The following is a 19,270-nucleotide window of genomic DNA, read 5'->3' as shown; positions in this document are numbered from 1 at the left end:
ACAGCCACGCTGTCCAAGTCCGCCAGACCGAGGCCGCTTTCCGGCCTCATTTCGCTACGACCAAGCTTCCGAAACCGTGGCTGTCTCCGCGAGGAGAGAGGCCAACGCGCCGAACTTGGGTCATGCCGGAATGCACACGCGCCTCACGCTCGCCGCTCTGATCGCTGCCGTTCCGGTTTCCGTGCTCGCGCAAGGAGCGCATGACAACATCGATGCGCTGATCGAGCAGCAGGCCAAGGTCAACAAGGTGCCTGCCGCCTTCGTCCACCGGGTGGTCAAGCGCGAGAGCAATTACAATCCCCGCGCCAAGGGCGGCTCGGCGCTCGGCCTGATGCAGATCAAGCACGCGACGGCGCGTGGCATGGGTTACAAGGGCGACGCGGCCGGTCTCTACGACCCCGAGACCAACCTGAAATACGGCATCGCCTATCTCGCCAGCGCCTACCGCCTCGCCAAGGGTGATCTCGACCAAGCCTACCGCTACTACAACAAGGGCTTTTACTACGCCGCCAAACGGCTCGGCATCGAGACCACGGTCACCGTACCGGATGACACGCCGACTGCGGCTCCGGTGCAGACCGCCAGCTCCTCGAACGATTTCTCGAAGCTGTTCGGCTTGTCCTCCGGACAGAATGCAGCGCCGACGCGGATCGCTTCCGCCGATCCGCAGGCCGGCATCGCCGGGACGACCGCGCTTGCCTACGCTGCCCCATCCGGGCCGGCAGGTTCCGTTGAAGTACCGCTGCCTCCGCGCCGGCCGGCAGCACTCGGCGGCGACGTTCAGGCTCCTGTCGAGGCCCTTGCACAGGTCGCGGTCGTTCCAAGCTCTCCTGCCCCGAGCCCGTCCCAGTCGGCTGCGCCACAGCAGGTGGCCTCCGCCGATCTCGTCGAGGTGCCTCTGCCACCGCGCCGGCCGACTGCCGTCATGCTCGCCGCCGTCGCACGGCCAGCTATGGCTGCCCGCAAGGCCAATCCGCCCGCAGAGGTTCTGGAGGCAACGGCGCTGCCCGCTACCGAGTAAGCGCGCGACGCCATCAGCCGCGCGTCGAGGTTCTGTGGCCAGTCGCATCGAGGATACCCCCGTTGCGAAATGCATGGGACCGCCGCTTGCGGAACGATTGCGTTCATGCCCTCGAAGCGGCACATCTACTGATCTGCTATTGCAACGCAGCATAGGCGTGATCATGTCGAGGACGTGGTCTGCGATTTGCTGCGTGCCTCGCGTGAAGCGGAAGTCGCGCCTGTATCTTGGCGCATGGGGAGGCTGATGACGCCATGAGCGGCGTGGAACTCGAAACCGCTTTTCTGAGCGAGTTGGGTCGGCGCGTGCGCGAGGCGCGCACCATGCGCGGCCTGTCGCGCAAGCTGCTGTCGCAGACTTCCGGGCTCTCGGAGCGCTACATTGCCCAGCTCGAGAGCGGGCAAGGCAACGTCTCGATCATCCTGCTGCGACGGGTCGCGAATGCCATGGGCGTTCGCCTCGACGACATGATCGCAGGCGAGGATTCCTCGTCCGAGTGGCGGCTGATCCGCGATCTCCTGCGCGACGCGTCGCCCGAACAAGTCGCGCTCGCCAAGTCCGTGCTGTCCGGAACCTCGCCGCAGCAATCCGGTCAAGGTGGTGGCATCCGTGTCGCGCTGATCGGTCTTCGCGGTGCCGGCAAGTCGACCCTGGGGCGGCTCGTCGCCGAGCGTCTGGGCTGGACCTTCATCGAGCTGAATGCCGAGATCGAGCGCGAGAACGCGCTCTCCGTGCGCGAGATCTATGCGATCTACGGCCAGGAGGGCTATCGCCGGCTGGAGCAGCGGGCGCTGCGGCGACTGACGGCGCATCCTGGCCCGCTGATCCTGGCCACCAGTGGCAGCATCGTCGCCGAGCCGCTGACCTACGACCTCCTGCTCCAGTCCTTCCTGACGATCTGGCTGCAGGCCCGGCCCGAGGAGCATATGCAGCGCGTGCGCGATCAGGGCCAACTCGAGACCAAGGGCGATCATCCGGCGGCCCTCGACGAATTGCGGGCCGTGCTGATCAGCCGCGAGCCGCATTACGCCCGCGCCGCCGCGACGGTCGACACCTCCGACGTGCCCGTCGCCACGATGCTCGACAGGCTTACGAGCGAGATCGAGGCGCGAATCCCGGCCGCGACCGAGGTAACCGCGAAGGACAGGCGCCGCGCCTGAATCACGCTTCGGGTCCGGTGCCGCTTTAGCCTTGTGCTGAGCCGGGCCTTGACGCAGCGCACACCGGTGCTCACTTCCGATCCCAAGGCCCGAAAGACATCCGGTTCTCCGGATGCCCGACCGAGCCACGGTTTCTTGCTGGGATCGGCCTGCGCATTGGCAGATCGTTATCCGGAGCGAGGCTAGGCTCGAAGCCAGCTGCGATCCGTCCCATCTGCGCCTAGGAGGAAGGCATGTCAGCCAGCCCTGCGCCGAACCTCAACCGGGGATCGAATGCCGTCGCGGGCGTCGTCGATCCGTGGTGGACGCGCGTGAGGGACGAGGCGGAGGCGGTCGTGCGCGACGAGCCGCAGCTCGCCTCTTTCTTCGTGGCGACGATCCTCAACCATCCGACCCTCGACGCAGCCGTCGCCCATCGGGTGGCAGCGCGTCTCGGCCATGCCTCTCTGCCGGCCGAACTCGTCGCGCACGGCTTCCGCGAGGGTCTCGAGGCCGATGCCGAGCTGGGGCGCAGCATCCGCGCCGACATCGCCGCGGTGATGGACCGCGATCCGGCGACCACGCGGGCGCTGGAGCCGGTGCTCTACTTCAAGGGCTTCCACGCCATTCAGGCTCATCGCCTTGCGCATTGGTACTGGAACCAGGGCCGGCGTGACCTCGCGCTCTACCTGCAGAGCCGGTCGTCCGAAGTCTTTCAGACCGACATCCATCCGGCGGCCCGGATCGGACGCGGCGTGTTCTTCGACCATGCTACGGGCATCGTCATCGGCTCCACGGCAGTGGTCGAGGACGACGTCTCGATCCTGCACGCGGTGACGCTCGGCGGCACTGGCAAGCAGGGCGGTGATCGACATCCCAAGATCCGTCGCGGCGTGATGATCGGCGCCGGCGCCAAGATCTTGGGCAATATCGAAGTCGGGGCCTGCGCCCGCGTCGCGGCCGGCTCCGTGGTGCTACGGCCGGTCCCGCCTCACACCACCGTCGTCGGCGTGCCCGCCCGCGTGGTCGGCACGGCCGGCTGTGCCGAGCCGGCGCGCTCCATGGACCAGCTCCTGGCGATGACGGACTACATCGACATCGCCGGCGGCATCTGACGCCGGCCTTGCGATCCGGCGCAGGGGCCTCTAGCTCTGCGCCCAATCCCGCCCTCGCCATCGGGCCGGTCCCGCCCGCCTTTCGGCGGCCGCGACGGGCAGTCCGTGCGAAGGCGAGGCGCATCTCAACCCGAAAGGCCAGCTCCTTGAACAAGACCGAAGCCGCCACGCTCCAGGGCTACCTGCGCCGCAAGTTCGCCAACGCGAGCATCAAGGTCGTCGCCATGAAGACGGGCGATACCGCCGAGGTCTTCATCGGCGAAGAGTCGATCGGCGTGATCGCCGACGACAAGGAGGACGGCGACGATTCCTACACCTTCCGGATGGCGATACTCGACATCGACCTCGAAGAAGACGCCTGACCGGGCAGCCTTCGTCCACAGCCCTTCCGGCCGGCGTTTACCGTCCGGGAGGGTAATGCTTAACAGATCGTAAATCTTTGGTCAGAGTGCCTGTCTCTTTGTGATGGAGATGGTGCGTCATGACCGTCAGCCCCGCCGCCACGGAATCCTTGCAGACGCTTCTCGTCGGGCTCGCGCTGGCAGGCCTGCTTGCAAGCGCCTTCGAGCTGTTCACCGATCGCAAGGCCAGCTTCCGGCTGTTGGAGGCCGGTGGCGTCTCGGCCCTGGCGGCGGTGCCGATGCTGGCCTTCACGGCGCCCTTCATCATCCTGCGCAACACCCTGCGCGGGCGCCGCCTGGAGCACAGGCCGATCCCCTTCGTGATGATCGCGACCATGGTCGCCTGCGGCTGGAGCCTGATGTCGGGCCGCGTCGCGGTCGATCTCGCCACCCTCATGGTCGGCGGCTGAGGCGGATTCAGCGGTTCGCCGTCGTGGCCGGTGACGTGCCGTTGGTGAGTGACACCCAGGCCAGTCCATCCTGGCCCTCGCGCTTCACGAAGCTGTAGCCGGTGCGCTGCCAGGGCAGCACGGCGTTGGTCTTGTTGTCGAGGATCAGATCGCCGCGATCGGTGCGCACCATCAACACCGCGTGTCCTTCGCCGATCTCGTCGATCACCACCGTCATGCGCAGGGCGCGGCGGGGCAGGTGACGCTGCACCAGCATGCGGCGCTTGAGCAGTTGTATGTCCTCACAATCGCCGAAGCCGTCATCGGGATAATCCCAGCGGTCGACGACGCCCCAATGCGCCATGTCGGTCACCGGCTTGATACGCTGGTTGACGCGCCGGTTGATGCTGGACAGCAGGCGCCAGACAGAGGGCGTCAGGGCGATCTGCGTTGGCTCCGACAGGTCGACGGTGCACTCGCTCGGCATGCGGGCGCAGAAATCGTTCCAGGCGGCGACCGGCCGAGCCGGCTGGCCGTCTTCGATAGGTGTACCGATCTCGGGAAGGCGGATCGAGGGTCGGGCTTGCGTGGCCGCGCCGCCGAGCAGCAGCATCGCGCCGACGATCGAGAGATGGGCGATTTGGCGCAGATGGCGGTGCGCCGAGACGCGGAAGACCGCAGACCCGCCGTCCCAAACCGCGTACCGCATGACCTTGAAGCCTTGCCGCAATGACCCAACGGCGAAGCTTGCACGGCGAGGTCCCAGGCTCAACAGCAAAGTTAAGCGTGTGTAAATGGATCGTCGCGTTTTGCGTCCCGGATCGAGACATCGTCGGCCCGGCTTGCAGCCGAGCCACACGAGCCCTCAGCGATTGGCGGTCACCATCGGGGAGGTGGCACCCCCGAGCGAGACCCAGGCCACCGCGTCCTGGCTCTCGCGCTTGATGTAGGTGTAGCCGGTCTCGTGCCAGGCCATGACGGTGCTGGTCTTGTTGTCGAGGGCGAAGTCGCCGCGATCGGTGATCAGGGTGAGCACGGCATGGCCTTCGCCCTTCTCGTCGATCACCACGGTCATCCGCATGGCACGGCGAGGCAGGCCGGCCTCGGCGAGCAGGCGCCGCTTCAGCAACTGGTAATCCTCGCAGTCGCCCACACCGTCCTCGGCGAGATCCCAACGATCCGGCACGCCCCAATGCTCCTGGTCGGTTCTTGCCTGGATGCGGTCGTTCACGCGGCGGTTGACCGAGGTGACGAGGGACCAGACCGCCGGGGTCAGTGTGATGCGGGCCGGCTCGTTCGTGTCGACGGCGCACTCGGTCGCGTAGGACTTGCAGAACTCGGTCCAGGCGAGGATCGGACGGGCGGTGCCGACCGGCCTGGCGCCGGCGGAAGCCCGGGGAAGGGCGCTGCTCTGCTCGCGGGCCGTTGCCTGCGTGGCGCCGACGAGGAGCGTGAGGCCAAGAGCGAGCCCCGTGATCCCTGCCTTGATTCCTGCGCTGCACATCGCGGCCATCCCTTTGAACGAGGGCCATCGTGCAGCCGCATCTGCTCCGGGGCGCTGAAGCGAATACGCGCAATTTTATGGAATTGCCGGCGCCGTGCGCAGACCGAATGGCACGCCGAATCGTCGGATGAGGATTTCCGCCAACTTTTCGAGGCTTCGTTAGGATGCCGATAACCCTGTCGGCGCGAGGCGCAGCCGAGAGCCGGCGGATAGGCCGCCGTCATCGCCCGCCTTCCGCCCTGGGCGGTCTCTAGAGGCGGATGCCTTCGTGGAAGCGGTCGGCAGAGATCGGCAGCATGAACTGAGCGCCGATGCCGCCCTCGAAATAGCGAACCACGCGGCTCGGCGTGCTGCCGACCATCAGGCTGGTGCCGAGCGGCGGGGTCGTCTCGGTGGCGATCGCCACGCCCGACATCGAGATGTCGATCACCCGTGCGGTCAGTTCGCGTCCGCTCGCGAGCCGCAGGGTCACCACCGGATTGTTGGGAGTCAGGCGCTCGTGCGTGCGCCCCTCGGGCAGGCCGAGATGCTCGCGGTTGGCGAGCCAGGTGAGCTGGGAGGCGATCTTGTCGCGTTTGCGCGGGGAGGCGGTGAACTGGGCCGCCAGGGTGCCGGAACCCGGATGGCGCGCGATGACGCCTTCGACCCGGCCGATCTGCTCGAGATAGAACACCACGCGCTCGCCGATCTGGCCGAGCACCGCGCAGGTCACCTTGATGCCGCCCGGCGACATGTCGACGGTCTGGCAAGGATATTCGCGGCGGTCCGACAGCATGTAGCGCCCGAGCAGCGCGACACGCACGCGCTGATGACGGCGCAGCTCGTGGCCACGGACAGGACGAGCCTCGACGGACTCGGCTCTCGCGGCGGCCTCGCTCATGTCCTCATGTCGTCCGGAATTCGCGGAATCGGGTCTCCAGCATTAGTTGCCGAGGGTTACGAAAGCCTTGTTGCAAATCCCAGCATGCACGCAAAACACGGGTCTTTGCGTGAATATACTACCCCAGATTGAGATAGCCTGCGAGATGTAAGTCAGAGGCGACCACCCTCGTGCACGAGCAGATGGCCACGGCGAACGGGGAGGGGGTCGTTGGCCGGTTGCGGCATGTCGCTCGGGAGCTTGGTTTCCTCCGGAACGAAAGCCGGTCCCAGAACCCGCAGGGAATTGACCTCCATGCGCATGACCGGGTGCAGGCCGAGCCAGGCCGGCACGCAATGCGGGCTGAGCGCGCCGAGCAACCGGGCCTGTGTCCGTCCGCGATGACGCAGGGGCAGCAGCAACAGTTCGAGTTCGATGATTTCGCCGCTGGCGGTCAGCCCCTTGAGGCCGGCGACGACGCCGACGGTGTCCATCGTCACCGTCTCCACGAGGCGCCAGGCACTGTCGGCAGGATCGCCGCCTGTCCTGTCCCACAGCTCCGAGAAGGGCGACCCGCGCAACTCGCGTCCGAACAGGGCGCAAAGGCGGGTGCCCGCAAGCCGGAAGACCGCCTGACGCCGCTGCGGTTCGATCTCCAGGATCAGGCTGTCGGCCAAAAGGTTGCGGATCTCGCCGGGTTCGATCTCGCTGCGCTCCGGCGCGGCGCGCTCGCCGCGCAGGCGGTCCCAATAGGCATGGAGCAGGCGGCTCGTCGGGTGCTTCATGGGTGTTCCGGATCGGTACGGCTGCGCTCGGCCTGTCTCGGGATCGTCGATCGCCGGGTCAGGCCGACCAGTGCCGGCTGCATTCGGCGATCACGGCGCACACCCTATGCCGGTCGAAGGCAGGGGGCTCGCTTAAGCTTTCGTTAAGGTTAAGAGATAGTTGCGATTGCGCTGAGGGCCGCGCTCGGCGAGGATGAATGCGTCGGATCGAGACCCGCCGCTCCCCAGCGGCACCCCGTCCCTTAGCGGTCCCGATCCACAGCTTGCGATGTGAAACTCGAGGAATCGGACCCGGTCGATGCGAGGCCTCCGGCGCGCTCTAGCGCGCGGCTCCGCGAACAGGGTACGGGCTCCATCGTTTGGGGGAGGGCGGTAACGCTCTCCCCTTTTTTCTTGCCGTCTTCTCGAGGCCATCCCGCCTCTCCGCACTGCGGATGGTCGACGCGGCATCGCATGTAGCTCTTGCCGCGCGACCACGAGCCCCGACATGGTGGCGGCATGGATGCCTCCCCCGATCTTCCGCCCCGGAGCCGCGTGCCCGTCTTCAACCTGCCGGGCGTCGTGACCGCCTCGATTGCGGTGCTCGTCGGCATCCATGCCGTTCGGCAGGTCCTGCCGGACGTCTGGGACGTCCAGACCCTGATCGATCTCTCCTTCATTCCCGCGCGCTGGACGATGGCCTTCGATCCGGCCAAGGCGCAGGCCATCATACAGGCGGCAGGCGAGGGGATCAGCGACCCGGTGACCGCCGCGGCCCGTCAGGATTTCGCAAGGGCGCTGATCTCCGAATCCAGTCCGATGCCCTGGACCTTGGCCAGTTACGGACTCCTGCACGGTTCCTGGATGCACGTGATCTTCAACGTGGTCTGGCTCGCCGCCTTCGGCTCGCCGGTGGCGCGCCGGTACGGACCGTGGCGCTACGGCGTGCTGGCCTTGGCTGGGATCGTGGCGGGCGCCTTGCTGCACCTCATCATCGATCCCTTGAACGCAATGCCGCTAGTAGGAGCCTCAGCCGGCATCGCTGCGCTGATGGCCGCGGCCGCGCGATTCGTGTTCCGCCCCCCGTCGGCCTATCGCCCGGCCATGGCCTGGCAGATCGCGCCTCCACCAAGACTGGAGACGATCCCCGAACTGATGCGCAACAGGAGTGCCGTGCTGTTTCTTGTGATCTGGCTCGGCACCAACCTGCTGTTCGGTCTGATCTCCCTGCCGCTCGGTGCCGGTGATGGCCCGATCGCCTGGGATGCCCATCTCGGCGGGTTCCTCGTCGGGTTCTTTCTGCTGCCACTCCTGGAACCGCGCCGTCGTCCCGAAGAAGGATGACGCCGGCCGGACGATCGCGCCTCGTCCTAAGCATGCGGTGACATCTCGAGCGACCTCGCGCTCTTTTCAGCAATCGGGAAACCTTGCCCGGTCGTACAAGCTTGCCATGTCGACGGGAGCGCCACAGTATTGATTCGAGAGCCGGGGCCAACCCGGCCCGGAAAACCTTCACGGCGCCGCGGGCTGACGGCGCATGTCCTGGGAGGACAGCAAACGATGACCGTTGCACGTATTCTTGCCGAGAAGGGCACCACCGTCGCGACGGTGGCCCCGCACCGGACGATCGACGAGGCGATCCATCTGCTCGCCGAGAAGCGAATCGGTGCGGTGGTGGTCAGCGACGACGAGCGGAAAGTGATCGGCATCCTGTCAGAGCGCGACGTGATGCGCGCCCTCGCCGAGGCGGGTGCCGCCGCCTTCGACGCCCCGGTCTCCCGCTACATGACCTCGAAGGTCACGACCTGCACCCGCTCCACCACCATCGAGGAGGTGATGGAAGTGATGACCGAAGGTCGTTTCCGCCACTTGCCGGTGGTGGAGGACGGACAACTCGCCGGCGTCGTCTCCATCGGCGACGTGGTGAAGCGGCGTATCGCGACCGTCGAAGCCGAGCATCAGGCGATGCGCGACTACATCACGATGGCCTGAACGGGCAGTTGGCTGGGCGGGTCATACCCGCGCGGCTGCGCCCTCGACCATCCGGCGGATCTCCGGCAACGCTGCCCGGGCCGCTTCGCGGCCGAGGGCGATGCCTTCGGCCGCGCGGTGGAACTCGAACAAGCCCATCCCGGCGAGCCGCGGGGTGACCATCACGTCAGGCGGGTCCGAGGCGAGGCGGGCCCGCGAGATGCGATCCTGCGTGATGTTGAACGCATCGAACATGACGCGCGCCGCACCGGGCGCGCCCGTCTTGTTCGCCGCCTTGGCGATGGAACCGTCGCGCGAGGGGCGACGCCCTACGATGCGCAGTCCGGCGCCACGCAGGAGCGCCCAATGGCTGCGGGCTTCAACCACCTGCTCGATCTGCTCTTCGAGATCCTCCTCGTCTTCGGCCGGCGGAGCCTCGTGCCAGACCAGGGAGCCGCGGACCCGGGGGTCGCAGGCGAGGTTCACGCAGATCACGACATCGGCGCCGAGTTCGCGAGCGAGCCGCACCGGGACCGGATTGACCAGCGTGCCATCCATCAGCAGCCGGGTATCGAGCGAGATCGGCGGAAACAGACCCGGGATGGCGTAGGAGGCCCTGATCGACTCGACGAGCGGTCCGTTGGTCAGCCAGACCTCGTGGCCGGTCCCGAGCTCAGTGGCGACACAGGCGAAGGCGACCGGCAGGGCCTCGATCCGCTGTCCGCCGAGTTCATCGACGAGGCGGCGCGCGAGGCGCTCGCCACCGATCAGCCCTGATCCGGTCAGCTTCAGGTCGGCCAGCCCCATGACGCTGCGTTTGGTCAGGGAGGTGGCGAACCCCTTGAGCTTGTCGAGCTTGCCCGCCGCATAGGCGCCTCCGACCACCGCCCCGATCGAGCAGCCAGCAACGACCTCGGGAGAGATGCCGGCATCCTCCAGCGCCTCGATCACGCCGATATGTGCCCAACCGCGTGCCGATCCCCCGCCCAGCGCCAAGCCGATTCGCGGCGCGCGCCGATGCGGCGCCGCAACGGGCTCGACGGTCCCTTCGGGAAAGCGTTCGACTTGACGGGCGGCGCGAGGGCTCACCGTTCGGACGGGACGAGGCGTGCCCCGGCCCCTGACCCGAGCGCGACGTTGCGGTAGAAGCACGAGCGGCGTCCGGTATGGCAGCAGCCGCCGTCACCGCCGACCTCGACCCGGATCAGCAAGGCATCCTGGTCGCAATCCACCCGCATCTCGACGACGCGCTGGATCTGTCCTGAGGTGGCGCCCTTGTGCCAAAGCTCGCCGCGCGAGCGCGACCAGTACCAGGCCTCGCCGGTCTCGATGGTGCGTGCCAGCGATTCCGCGTTCATGTGAGCGAGCATCAGGACGGCGCCGTCATGCGCGTCCACCGCGATGCAGGCGACGAGCCCGTCCGCGCCGAAGCGCGGCATCAGAACGTCGTCCTCCTCGATCTCGGCCTTGGTCGCAGGTACCTTGAAGAAGTCGTGTGTCATGGTGGCGTGTCGCCTCGGCAAGCGGCGCGCGGGAGACCGAGCCTCAGGGCTTGTTGCGCACGAGCGTCAGGAAGCGGACCTGCTCCGACGCGTCGTCCTTGTAGACGCCGCGGAACTGGGTGGTGATCGTCGAGACGCCGGCCTTCTGTACGCCGCGCATCGCCATGCAGAGATGCTCGGCCTCGATCATCACGGCGCAGCCACGCGGTTTGAGGATCGACTCGATGGTGTCTGCGATCTGCGCGGTCATGGTCTCCTGCGTCTGCAGGCGCTTGGCGAAGACGTCGACCACACGGGCGAGCTTCGACAGGCCGACGACGCCCTTCGACGGGTAATAGGCGACATGCGCCAGCCCCATGAACGGCACCATGTGGTGTTCGCAATGGGAGTAGAACGGGATGTCGCGCACCAGCACGACGTCGGAATAGCCCTCGACCTCTTCGAAGACGCGCTCGAGCAGCTTGTCGGCATCGACCTTGTAACCGGAAAAGAGCTGCTCGTAGGCCTTGGCGACGCGCGCCGGCGTGTCGATCAGGCCCTCGCGAGTCGGGTCGTCGCCGGCCCAGCGCAGCAGGGTGCGCACGGCGGCCTCGGCCTCCTGGCGGCTCGGACGGCCGAGCGCGATCTCGTTCGGCACGCGCTGGGCCGAGTCCGGCATCGCTGCGATCTCGGCGTGCGCGTCGTTGTCGTTGCGCGTCAGGATGGCGGCGTCCGCGCGCCGGTTCTCGTCGCTCATGCCGTAGGATAGGGATTTGAGCGCGGCATCCATGGCATCTCCCGCCCGCGCGACACGGGTCTTCATCGTGGTGCTGTCGGGCTTCGCGTACATCGTCGGGTCTCGCCGGCGTCTCTCGAATACAGATGCCGGTGCCCCTCATGATCCGGCGACGCCGGTCGGGGCACGACCTGGAACGACGGGCCGTCCTCGCGGAACGGCGGCTCCACGCCTATATCGGCGTTATGGGGCGTTCGCGCAATGCGCGGCACGCGGATCCGGTTTCCGGCAGAGTCCTGATGCTCGACGACATCTATAACCGCCGCATTCTCGAACTGGCAGCGGATATTCCCCGGCTCGGCCGCCTCGACGCGCCCGATGCGAGTGCGAGTGCCCACTCGAAGCTCTGCGGCTCGACGGTGACGGTCGATCTCCTGACCGACGATGCCGGGGCCGTCGTTACCGACTTCGCGCACGAGGTGAAGGCCTGCGCGCTTGGCCAGGCCTCCTCCTCACTCATGGCCCGGCACGTCGTGGGCGCCAGCGCGGACGAGCTTCGACAGGTCCGCGAGCGGATGCGCGCGATGCTCAAGGAGAACGGTCCGCCGCCGGACGGCAAATGGGCCGATCTCGCCGTGCTGGAGCCAGTGCGCGACTTCCGCGCGCGCCACGCCTCCACGCTGCTGACCTTCGACGCGGTGGTGAGTGCCCTCGATCAGATCGCTGCCCGCAAGGCGCCCCAGGCCGCGGAGTAGGACTGTGCTGGCGCGCCGAGCCGCTCACTACGCGATCCGCGCCTATCAGCTCACGCTCTCGGGCCTGATCGGCCGCCAGTGCCGGCATTGGCCCTCCTGCTCCGAATACACGGACTCGGCCATCGGGCGGCACGGGATCTGGGCCGGCGGCTGGATGGGGTTTTCGCGCATCTGCCGCTGCGGACCTTTTGGGACGCACGGGATCGATCTGGTGCCCGAACACGTCTCTGAGCGGGCGCGCTGGTGGCTTCCCTGGCGCTATGGCCGCTGGAAGGGCGTTCAGGAACCGCCGACGCCGTTCCTGTGCGACGACCCCGATGAGCCGGTGCGAGGCCGACCGTCGACGTGACCCGGCCGGCAGGAAGTCGGTGCCGGCACGCCGAAGGCAGTGGGCGTCCTCGTCTCGCAGACCGTCTCTGGAGGCGGGGACGGCGCTGTCTGCGCACAAGCCGACAATCCGCCGAAGACGATCGATCCCAGCAGCCATCGGACCACCATCGGGGTCGATCCACACTCCGGTGGTGGTCTGCCCGGCCGGTTCTGAGTCATGCGCTCCTGTCCTCGCGCCCGAAGGCGAACAACGCAGCATCGGTGTCCCGGCCGCCCGAGATCGCGGTCGAGACGAGTTCCGAGGCGATCTGCGAGAAGGTGATGCCGTTGCCGCCATAGCCCTGGACGGCGAAGACGCGCGGCCGCCCCGGCAGCGGCCCGATCGACGGTAAGCCCGTCGTCGTGGTCCCGAAGCTTCCGGCCCACGCGAAATCGGGCTCCGTGTCGAGTTGCGGAAACAGCTGTTTCAGCTTTTTGGCGAGCCGTGCCGTCTTGGCTGGGATCAGGGCGTCGCGTCGATCCTCGTCTTGGAATTCCTCGTCCTCGCCGCCACAGATGACCCGCCCGTCATGGGTCGCGCGCATGTAGAGATACGGGTCCGAGGCTTCCCAGACGAAGGCGGCGCCCGGCCAGAGCGACGACTTTTGCGGTTTCGTCGCAATCACGTAGGTCGAGATGATCGAATGGGTGTCGGAAGCAACGACGTCCATCAGCTCGTAGCCGGTGGCCAGAACCACATGTCCGGCCGTGATCCTTCGCCCCTCGCGGGTTTCGGCGACCACATCGCTCGCGTGATGGACCAGGCGCGTGACTTCGACGGGTGCGTAGAAGCGGGCCTTGCGACGGGCGGCTTCGCGCAGGAATCCAACGGTCAGCTTGAGCGGGTCGAGCGCCAGATTGTTGTCGCTGAGGATCGCGCCGGCCCGATCGATCCCGAAGCCCTCATTCAGCGCAGACGCGCTCAGGTAGGTGGCGCGCAGGCCGGCCGCGACACGGGCTTGAGCCTCTTCCCATAGCTTGCCGGCACCAAGCACGTTCCCCGCGACGTAAAGCGAGGATCGCGTCTCCAGCCGGCAGCGGATCCCGAGCTGCGCGATGCGCCCTTGCAGATTGGTCACGGCCAGTCGCGACCGGCGCCAGGCCTGCTCGGCCTTCGCCCTGCCGATCTTGCCGCTCAGGCTGGTGATCGGCTCGTCGATCTCGAACTGGACGAGCGCCGTCGTGCTCCGCGTCGAGCCGCGCATCGGCCCGCGGCGATCGACGCCGATGACGGATAGACCCTGCGCAGTCAGCGCCTCGGCAGCCATCGCGCCGCTGATCCCGAGGCCGACGATGAGCACGTCGCAGGCGGCGTCTCTCTGCAGCGGGGCGGACCGGTCAGCGGGCGCGCGGTAGGCCGACCAGACCGGCGTTCCGGTATCGAGATCCAGCTTGCGGCCCATGTCCAACCGTCCGAGGGAGATCGCTCTCGCTTCTCGCACGAGGAGATGCGCGACGTCCCGCCCGAGATCCGTCGCCGCGGCCTCGGTCCAAAGGGCGTTTTCCTCTTGCGCCAAATCGGTCTAAACCGCGCCGCCGTGCACCGGCGCGAGCCCTGAAGCACCGCTTACCTGCCTCGTTCGCAGGAGTGAGCAAGGATACTGCGAAACATGCCCATACTGACATTTCCCGACGGCAATACGCGCGCCTTCGACGCTGCCGTGACCGGCCGTGCCGTAGTCGAAGGCATCGCCAAGTCGCTCGCGAAGCGCACCGTCGCCATGGCGCTCGACGGCACCGTGCACGATCTCGACGACACGATCGAGCACGACGCCGCCATCGAGTTCCTCGGTCGCGATGATCCGCGCGCACTGGAATTGATTCGCCACGATTGCGCGCACGTTCTGGCCGAGGCCGTGCAGGCGCTCTGGCCGGGCACGCAGGTTACGATCGGGCCGGTGATCGAGAACGGCTTCTATTACGATTTCGCGCGTAACGAGCCCTTCACGCCCGAGGATTTCCCGGCGATCGAGGCCAAGATGCGCGAGATCATCGCGCGCGATGCGGCCTTCACCAAGGAGGTCTGGAAGCGCGACGACGTCCGCAATCTCTTCGCGGAGAAGGGCGAGGCCTACAAGGTCGAGCTGGTCGATGCGATCCCACCGGGCGAGGACCTGAAGATCTACCGCCAGGGTGAGTGGTTCGACCTCTGCCGAGGCCCGCACATGACCTCGACGGGCAAGGTCGGCACCGCCTTCAAGCTGATGAAGGTCGCGGGCGCCTATTGGCGGGGTGATGCCAACAACCCGATGCTGACGCGCATCTACGGTACTGCCTGGGCCTCGAAGGAGGATCTCGACGCCTATCTCCACCGCCTGGAGGAGGCCGAGCGCCGAGACCATCGAAGGCTCGGCCGCGAGATGGACCTCTTCCACTTCCAGGAGGAGGGGCCGGGCGTCGTGTTCTGGCACGCCAAGGGCTGGACGATCTTCCAGGAGCTGATCGCCTATATGCGTCGGCGCCTGAAGGGCGACTATGCCGAGGTGAACGCCCCGCAGATCCTCGACAAGGCGCTCTGGGAGACCTCGGGCCACTGGGACTGGTACCGCGAGAACATGTTCGCGGCCCAATCCGCCGGCGACGAGGCCGAGGACAAGCGCTGGTTCGCGCTGAAGCCGATGAACTGCCCGGGCCACGTGCAGATCTTCAAGCACGGGCTGAAGTCCTATCGTGACCTGCCCCTGCGCATGGCCGAGTTCGGCGTCGTGCACCGCTACGAGCCGTCCGGCGCCATGCACGGGCTGATGCGTGTGCGCGGCTTCACGCAGGACGATGCGCACGTGTTCTGCACGGAGGACCAACTCGCGGCCGAGTGCCTCAAGATCAACGACTTGATCCTCAGCACTTACGCCGATTTCGGCTTCGACCGCATCGTCGTGAAGCTCTCGACACGGCCTGAAAAACGCGTCGGCTCCGATGCGCTATGGGACCATGCCGAGGCGGTGATGACCCAGGTCCTCGCGCAGATCGAGGAGCAGTCGGGCGGGCGCATCACCACCGCGGTCAATCCGGGGGAGGGCGCCTTCTACGGGCCGAAATTCGAGTACGTCCTGCGCGACGCCATCGGCCGCGACTGGCAGTGCGGCACCACGCAGGTCGACTTCAACCTGCCCGAGCGGTTCGGCGCCTTCTACATCGACGGCGAGAGCAACAAGGTCCCGCCGGTGATGGTCCACCGCGCGATCTGCGGCTCGATGGAGCGCTTCACCGGCATCCTGATCGAGCATTTCGCCGGGCATTTCCCGCTCTGGCTCTCGCCGGTGCAGGTCGTGGTGGCGACGATCACCAGCGAGGCGGACGATTACGCCCGCGACGTCATCCGTGCGCTGACGCGCGCAGGGCTTCGGGTTGAAGCCGATCTGCGTAACGAAAAGATCAACTACAAGGTCCGCGAGCACTCGCTGGCCAAGGTGCCGGTGCTGCTGGCACTTGGCCGGCGTGAGGCGGAGGAGCGCACTGTTTCCATCCGCCGCCTCGGCAGCCAGCACACCAAGACGCTGCCGCTCGCGGAAGCGATCGCCTCGTTCGTGGAAGAGGCGACCTCGCCCGACATCCGCCGGGCCGAGGCCGTGTCCGACAGCGTGCCGAGCGAGAACGCGACACTCGACGGGCACCACGAAGAAGTGGCTGCGCCCTAACCTTCGGGATGGAGGGGCCTACCCCTCCATCGCCTCCGCCAGCACGTCGAAGACCCGCTTGTCGGCGCATTGGGCGACGTTGAAGCGGAGGTGGTCGGCGGCGTTCTGGCCGAGGCTGAAGACGTTGCCGGGAGCTAGCACGACGTCGTGGCGGAGCGCGCGGCGGGAGACCTCGGCCGCGTCGATGCCATCGGGCAGGCGCGCCCACAGAAACATGCCGGCCGCGGGCACGTAGCTTACGCTGAGGCCGGCAGCGGCGAGGCGCTTCAGGGTGACGCCGCGCGCGTCGGCGAGGCGGTTGCGCATCGTCTCGAGGTGATGACGGTAGCCGCCATCGGTCAGCAGGCGATGGACCAGCACTGCGTTGAGGTGCCCGCTGCCGACGCTGACGGCGAGCTTGAGGTCGACGAGGCGCTCGATCCAGTCCGAGCGGATCGCGATGACGCCGATCCGGGCCGCGGCCGAGAGCGTCTTCGAGAAGCCACCGATATGAATGACGCGGTCGAGCCCGTCGAAGCCGGCCAGTCGCGGGCCGGATTCGAGCTCGAAATCGGCGTAGATGTCGTCCTCGACGATCACCGTATCGTGGGCCTCGGCGATCCGCAGCACGCGATGCACGACGGCCGGCGTCAGGGAAGCGCCCGTCGGGTTATGAAGCCCGGAATTTGTCAGGTAGAACCGAGGCTTGTGCTCGGTCAGCGCCTGCTCGAAGGCGGCGAGGTCCGGCCCGCCGACGCCGAAGGGCACGCCCACGACCTTGAAGCGGTAGGCCCTCAGCAGGGCGTGGAAGTTGAAGTAGCAGGGATCGTCCACCAGCACCGTGTCGCCCGGCTCGGCGAGGAAGCGGCAGATCAGGTCGAGGCCAGCGGTCGCGGAATCGGTCAGCACGATCTGGTCGGGATGGGCAAGGATGCCGCGCTCGGTCAGGCGCCGGGCGAGCTGCTTGCGCAACGGCGCGAAGCCGAGCGGCGTGTCGTAGTTGGTCAGGTCCTCGCCACGGTCCCGGGCGACCTGGCGGAGCGCCCGCCGCATGGCGTCCTCCGGCATCCAGGACGACGGCATCCAGCCGCAGCCGGGGACGAGCGTCTCGGAGCCCGCTTCGAGGGATTGCCGGGCGATCCAGAGCGGATCGACCTCCCGGTCGAGCCGAGGGCCGATCGAGGCGAGGCTGAGCGGCTGAGCCTTGCCGGCGACGTAGAAGCCGGAGCCGGGCCGCGAGACGATCGAGCCCTGGGCCAGCAGCCGGTCGTAGGCCTCCACCACCGTCGATTTCGAGACCTGCATGGTCTCGGCGAAGGCCCGCACCGAGGGCAGGCGGCTGCCGGCAGTCATGGCGCGTCCCTCGATGCGTCGCTCGATCGCGGCCATCACCGCCTCGACACGGCTCAGGCCGGGCTCGGCGAGGATCTCGATCACACCCTCCGTCATGGCATCCGTCCTCCCCATTCGAGGCAACTGTACCGGCGTTTGTCCCGTACAGTTCAATCGAATCGTACTGCAACCGTCCCTGTCGTGGAAGCCGCCGCTCCGGCATTGTACCGCCATCAACGAAACAAAAGGGGACCCGCCATGACTGCTCAGACCGCACCTTCAAGCCGCCGTGTCTGGATTGCCCGCCGCCTTGCCGACGCGCTGATCCTCACCGCCGGCGTCGCCCTGGCCCTGCCGCTGATCCTGCCCTTCGCGTAAGGTGAAGGCGCAAGGGGCCAAGGCCCTGCAGGAGCCCGACCGTGCCTCGCCGGCAGGGCTCACGACGTCCACGATCCCGGCCGGCCTGTTCGATGGCCTCGCCGGGATCCTGATTTTCAGCGTCTCGCTTCCGGCCACGCGACTGGCGCTCCAGGGCTTCGACCCGCTGTTTCTCACCGCGGCACGGGCGGCGATCGCTGGTCTCGCGGCGGGCGCTCTCCTGATCGCCCTGCGGCAGAGGCGGCCCAAGCGCGGCGATCTCGCCTCCCTCGCGATCGTGGCCTGCGGTGTCGTGATCGGCTTTCCGCTGCTCACCGCTTTGGCGCTCCGCCATGTCGGCGCCGCCCATGCGGCGGTGTTCGTCGGTCTGCTGCCGCTGGCCACGGCCGTCTTCGGCGCGGTGAGGGGAGGGGAGCGCCCGTCCTGGAGCTTCTGGGCCCTGTCGATGCTCGGAAGCGCCGTGACCGTCGCCTATGCCGCCCGGAATGCCGGAGTGATCTCAGGCCTCGGCGACGGCCTGATGCTCGCTGCCGTTCTGGTCTGCGGGCTTGGCTATGCCGAGGGCGGCCGCCTCGCGCGGCGGCTCGGCGGCTGGCAGGTGATCGCCTGGGCCGACCTGCTCTCGCTGCCGCTGACCCTGCCGTTGACGCTCCTCTGGATGCCGGCGGACCCGCTCACGGCGCCGCTGCCGGCCTGGGCCGGGCTCGGCTACGTCTCGCTGTTCAGCATGCTGATCGGCTTCGTGTTCTGGTACCGGGCGCTCGCCCGCGGCGGCATCGCCTCGATCGGGCAGCTCCAGCTGCTGCAGCCCTTCCTCGGCTTCGGCTTCGCCGCCCTGCTGCTCGGCGAGCAGATCGAGCCCGCGATGCTGGCCGCCGCCGCCGCGGTGGTCGCCTGCGTGGCCGGTGCCCGGCGCTTCGCCTGAGGCTGCTACTCTTCGGTGCAATTGGCCCGGTACAGGTCGAGCGTACGCTGCATCGCCTGATACTGCGCCATGCTCGACGGATGACGCAGCTCCGGAGCATCGGGCAGCACGCCGCCGAACCCGGCTGCCGTGTCCGCCACGAAGGGGCGCGGGCCGGTATGCGTCCCCATCCGGTTGGTGGCGTCGACCTCGCCGCACAGCGCTCCGGCCCGGCCACGGTGCAGCCGCGAGTAGAGTGCGGAGGAGGGGTCCTTCATTCCTTTGCCGACCAAGGCAAAGACGGCCTTCGCATCTTCCGCACCAAGCACCGATTCCGATCCGTCTATGACGGTCTGCGCAAAGGCACGGTCGAGGGGCAGCAAAAGCGCCATGATCATTGCCATTACGGTAAACCGGATCACGCACAACCTTTCTTCATCTGATGTGCTAGCGCACTCGATCATTTCGATTCTCGCGATATCAGATGGCCTGTCGGCCACACCGCTACAAAAATTTACCGCAATCACACGAAGGA

The 19,270-nt window shown here is 67.4% G+C and carries 21 protein-coding genes; 11 read left to right on the top strand and 10 right to left on the bottom strand.

Annotation, left to right across the window (positions count from 1 at the left end; all coding sequences use genetic code 11):
- The first annotated feature begins 130 nt into the window (after positions 1-130).
- The 5 genes from HCU64_RS13680 to HCU64_RS13660 all read left to right on the top strand — a co-directional run bounded on the left by HCU64_RS13680 (position 131) and on the right by HCU64_RS13660 (position 4,086).
- Complete coding sequence (locus tag HCU64_RS13680; RefSeq protein WP_233384541.1) at positions 131-1,021, top strand: lytic transglycosylase domain-containing protein; 891 nt, start codon at positions 131-133, stop codon at positions 1,019-1,021.
- A 254-nt stretch (positions 1,022-1,275) separates the two neighbouring features.
- Entirely contained in the window at positions 1,276-2,181 is a 906-nt protein-coding gene (locus HCU64_RS13675; RefSeq protein WP_233384540.1) for a helix-turn-helix transcriptional regulator, read from the top strand.
- Between the two features lie 233 nt (positions 2,182-2,414).
- The gene (cysE, locus tag HCU64_RS13670; RefSeq protein ID WP_233384539.1) at positions 2,415-3,275 is read left to right on the top strand and encodes a serine O-acetyltransferase; all 861 of its coding nucleotides are present in this window, start codon (positions 2,415-2,417) and stop codon (positions 3,273-3,275) included.
- Positions 3,276-3,421: 146 nt separating this feature from the next.
- Positions 3,422-3,637 (top strand): DUF3126 family protein, encoded by a 216-nt coding sequence (locus HCU64_RS13665; RefSeq protein WP_233384538.1) that lies wholly within the window; start codon positions 3,422-3,424, stop codon positions 3,635-3,637.
- A 119-nt stretch (positions 3,638-3,756) separates the two neighbouring features.
- Positions 3,757-4,086, top strand: a complete 330-nt coding sequence (locus tag HCU64_RS13660; protein ID WP_233384537.1) for a DUF6949 family protein — start codon at positions 3,757-3,759, stop codon at positions 4,084-4,086.
- A gap of 7 nt (positions 4,087-4,093) precedes the next feature.
- Here HCU64_RS13660 and HCU64_RS13655 read toward each other — a convergent pair whose 3' ends face one another.
- The 4 genes from HCU64_RS13655 to HCU64_RS13640 all read right to left on the bottom strand — a co-directional run bounded on the left by HCU64_RS13655 (position 4,094) and on the right by HCU64_RS13640 (position 7,213).
- Positions 4,094-4,774 (bottom strand): transglutaminase-like cysteine peptidase, encoded by a 681-nt coding sequence (locus HCU64_RS13655; protein ID WP_233384536.1) that lies wholly within the window; start codon positions 4,772-4,774, stop codon positions 4,094-4,096.
- Between the two features lie 156 nt (positions 4,775-4,930).
- On the bottom strand, positions 4,931-5,578 hold the full coding sequence (locus HCU64_RS13650) for a transglutaminase-like cysteine peptidase (protein ID WP_442785959.1): 648 nt from the start codon (positions 5,576-5,578) through the stop codon (positions 4,931-4,933).
- Between the two features lie 241 nt (positions 5,579-5,819).
- Positions 5,820-6,449: a PilZ domain-containing protein gene (locus tag HCU64_RS13645; RefSeq protein WP_233384534.1), complete on the bottom strand. Its 630-nt coding sequence runs from the start codon at positions 6,447-6,449 to the stop codon at positions 5,820-5,822.
- Between the two features lie 152 nt (positions 6,450-6,601).
- The gene (locus HCU64_RS13640; RefSeq protein WP_233384533.1) at positions 6,602-7,213 is read right to left on the bottom strand and encodes a PAS domain-containing protein; all 612 of its coding nucleotides are present in this window, start codon (positions 7,211-7,213) and stop codon (positions 6,602-6,604) included.
- A gap of 498 nt (positions 7,214-7,711) precedes the next feature.
- Here HCU64_RS13640 and HCU64_RS13635 point away from each other — a divergent pair, with 498 nt between their 5' ends.
- Positions 7,712-8,536 carry a rhomboid family intramembrane serine protease gene (locus HCU64_RS13635; RefSeq protein ID WP_233384532.1) on the top strand — a complete coding sequence of 275 codons (825 nt, stop codon included), beginning with the start codon at positions 7,712-7,714 and terminating at the stop codon, positions 8,534-8,536.
- Between the two features lie 216 nt (positions 8,537-8,752).
- The gene (locus tag HCU64_RS13630; RefSeq protein WP_233384531.1) at positions 8,753-9,184 is read left to right on the top strand and encodes a CBS domain-containing protein; all 432 of its coding nucleotides are present in this window, start codon (positions 8,753-8,755) and stop codon (positions 9,182-9,184) included.
- A gap of 21 nt (positions 9,185-9,205) precedes the next feature.
- On the opposite strand, the gene HCU64_RS13625 is transcribed toward HCU64_RS13630, so the two are convergent.
- From HCU64_RS13625 to folE, 3 genes are read right to left on the bottom strand one after another with little or no spacing between them, the layout of a single operon-like run.
- Entirely contained in the window at positions 9,206-10,252 is a 1,047-nt protein-coding gene (locus HCU64_RS13625; protein WP_233384530.1) for a patatin-like phospholipase family protein, read from the bottom strand.
- Positions 10,249-10,665, bottom strand: a complete 417-nt coding sequence (gene hisI / locus HCU64_RS13620) for a phosphoribosyl-AMP cyclohydrolase (RefSeq protein WP_233384529.1) — start codon at positions 10,663-10,665, stop codon at positions 10,249-10,251. The genes HCU64_RS13625 and hisI overlap by 4 nt, the downstream gene beginning before the upstream one ends.
- A gap of 43 nt (positions 10,666-10,708) precedes the next feature.
- Positions 10,709-11,494, bottom strand: coding sequence for a GTP cyclohydrolase I FolE (folE, locus tag HCU64_RS13615; protein ID WP_233384528.1), 786 nt, complete (start codon positions 11,492-11,494; stop codon positions 10,709-10,711).
- A 185-nt stretch (positions 11,495-11,679) separates the two neighbouring features.
- Between folE and HCU64_RS13610 the strand changes: the two genes are divergently transcribed.
- Both HCU64_RS13610 and yidD read left to right on the top strand, forming a co-directional pair.
- Positions 11,680-12,135, top strand: a complete 456-nt coding sequence (locus HCU64_RS13610; RefSeq protein ID WP_233384526.1) for an iron-sulfur cluster assembly scaffold protein — start codon at positions 11,680-11,682, stop codon at positions 12,133-12,135.
- A 7-nt stretch (positions 12,136-12,142) separates the two neighbouring features.
- Entirely contained in the window at positions 12,143-12,484 is a 342-nt protein-coding gene (gene yidD / locus HCU64_RS13605; protein ID WP_233384758.1) for a membrane protein insertion efficiency factor YidD, read from the top strand.
- Between the two features lie 196 nt (positions 12,485-12,680).
- Here yidD and HCU64_RS13600 read toward each other — a convergent pair whose 3' ends face one another.
- Positions 12,681-13,907: an NAD(P)/FAD-dependent oxidoreductase gene (locus tag HCU64_RS13600; protein ID WP_233384525.1), complete on the bottom strand. Its 1,227-nt coding sequence runs from the start codon at positions 13,905-13,907 to the stop codon at positions 12,681-12,683.
- A 207-nt stretch (positions 13,908-14,114) separates the two neighbouring features.
- On the opposite strand from HCU64_RS13600, the gene thrS reads away from it, so the two are divergent.
- On the top strand, positions 14,115-16,142 hold the full coding sequence (thrS, locus tag HCU64_RS13595) for a threonine--tRNA ligase (protein WP_233384523.1): 2,028 nt from the start codon (positions 14,115-14,117) through the stop codon (positions 16,140-16,142).
- A gap of 18 nt (positions 16,143-16,160) precedes the next feature.
- Here the strand turns inward: thrS and HCU64_RS13590 are convergent, their stop codons facing one another.
- Complete coding sequence (locus tag HCU64_RS13590) at positions 16,161-17,570, bottom strand: aminotransferase-like domain-containing protein (protein ID WP_233384521.1); 1,410 nt, start codon at positions 17,568-17,570, stop codon at positions 16,161-16,163.
- Positions 17,571-17,904: 334 nt separating this feature from the next.
- On the opposite strand from HCU64_RS13590, the gene HCU64_RS13585 reads away from it, so the two are divergent.
- Positions 17,905-18,756, top strand: a complete 852-nt coding sequence (locus HCU64_RS13585) for a DMT family transporter (protein ID WP_233384756.1) — start codon at positions 17,905-17,907, stop codon at positions 18,754-18,756.
- 5 nt (positions 18,757-18,761) lie between these two features.
- Here HCU64_RS13585 and HCU64_RS13580 read toward each other — a convergent pair whose 3' ends face one another.
- Positions 18,762-19,199: a hypothetical protein gene (locus tag HCU64_RS13580; RefSeq protein ID WP_233384519.1), complete on the bottom strand. Its 438-nt coding sequence runs from the start codon at positions 19,197-19,199 to the stop codon at positions 18,762-18,764.
- Between the last annotated feature and the right edge of the window lie 71 nt (positions 19,200-19,270).

Source organism: Methylobacterium sp. C25, from assembly GCF_021352225.1.
Classification (GTDB): domain Bacteria; phylum Pseudomonadota; class Alphaproteobacteria; order Rhizobiales; family Beijerinckiaceae; genus Methylobacterium.
The sequence above is the reverse complement of the archived record's forward strand: the minus strand, read 5'-3'. Positions and strand labels throughout refer to the sequence as shown.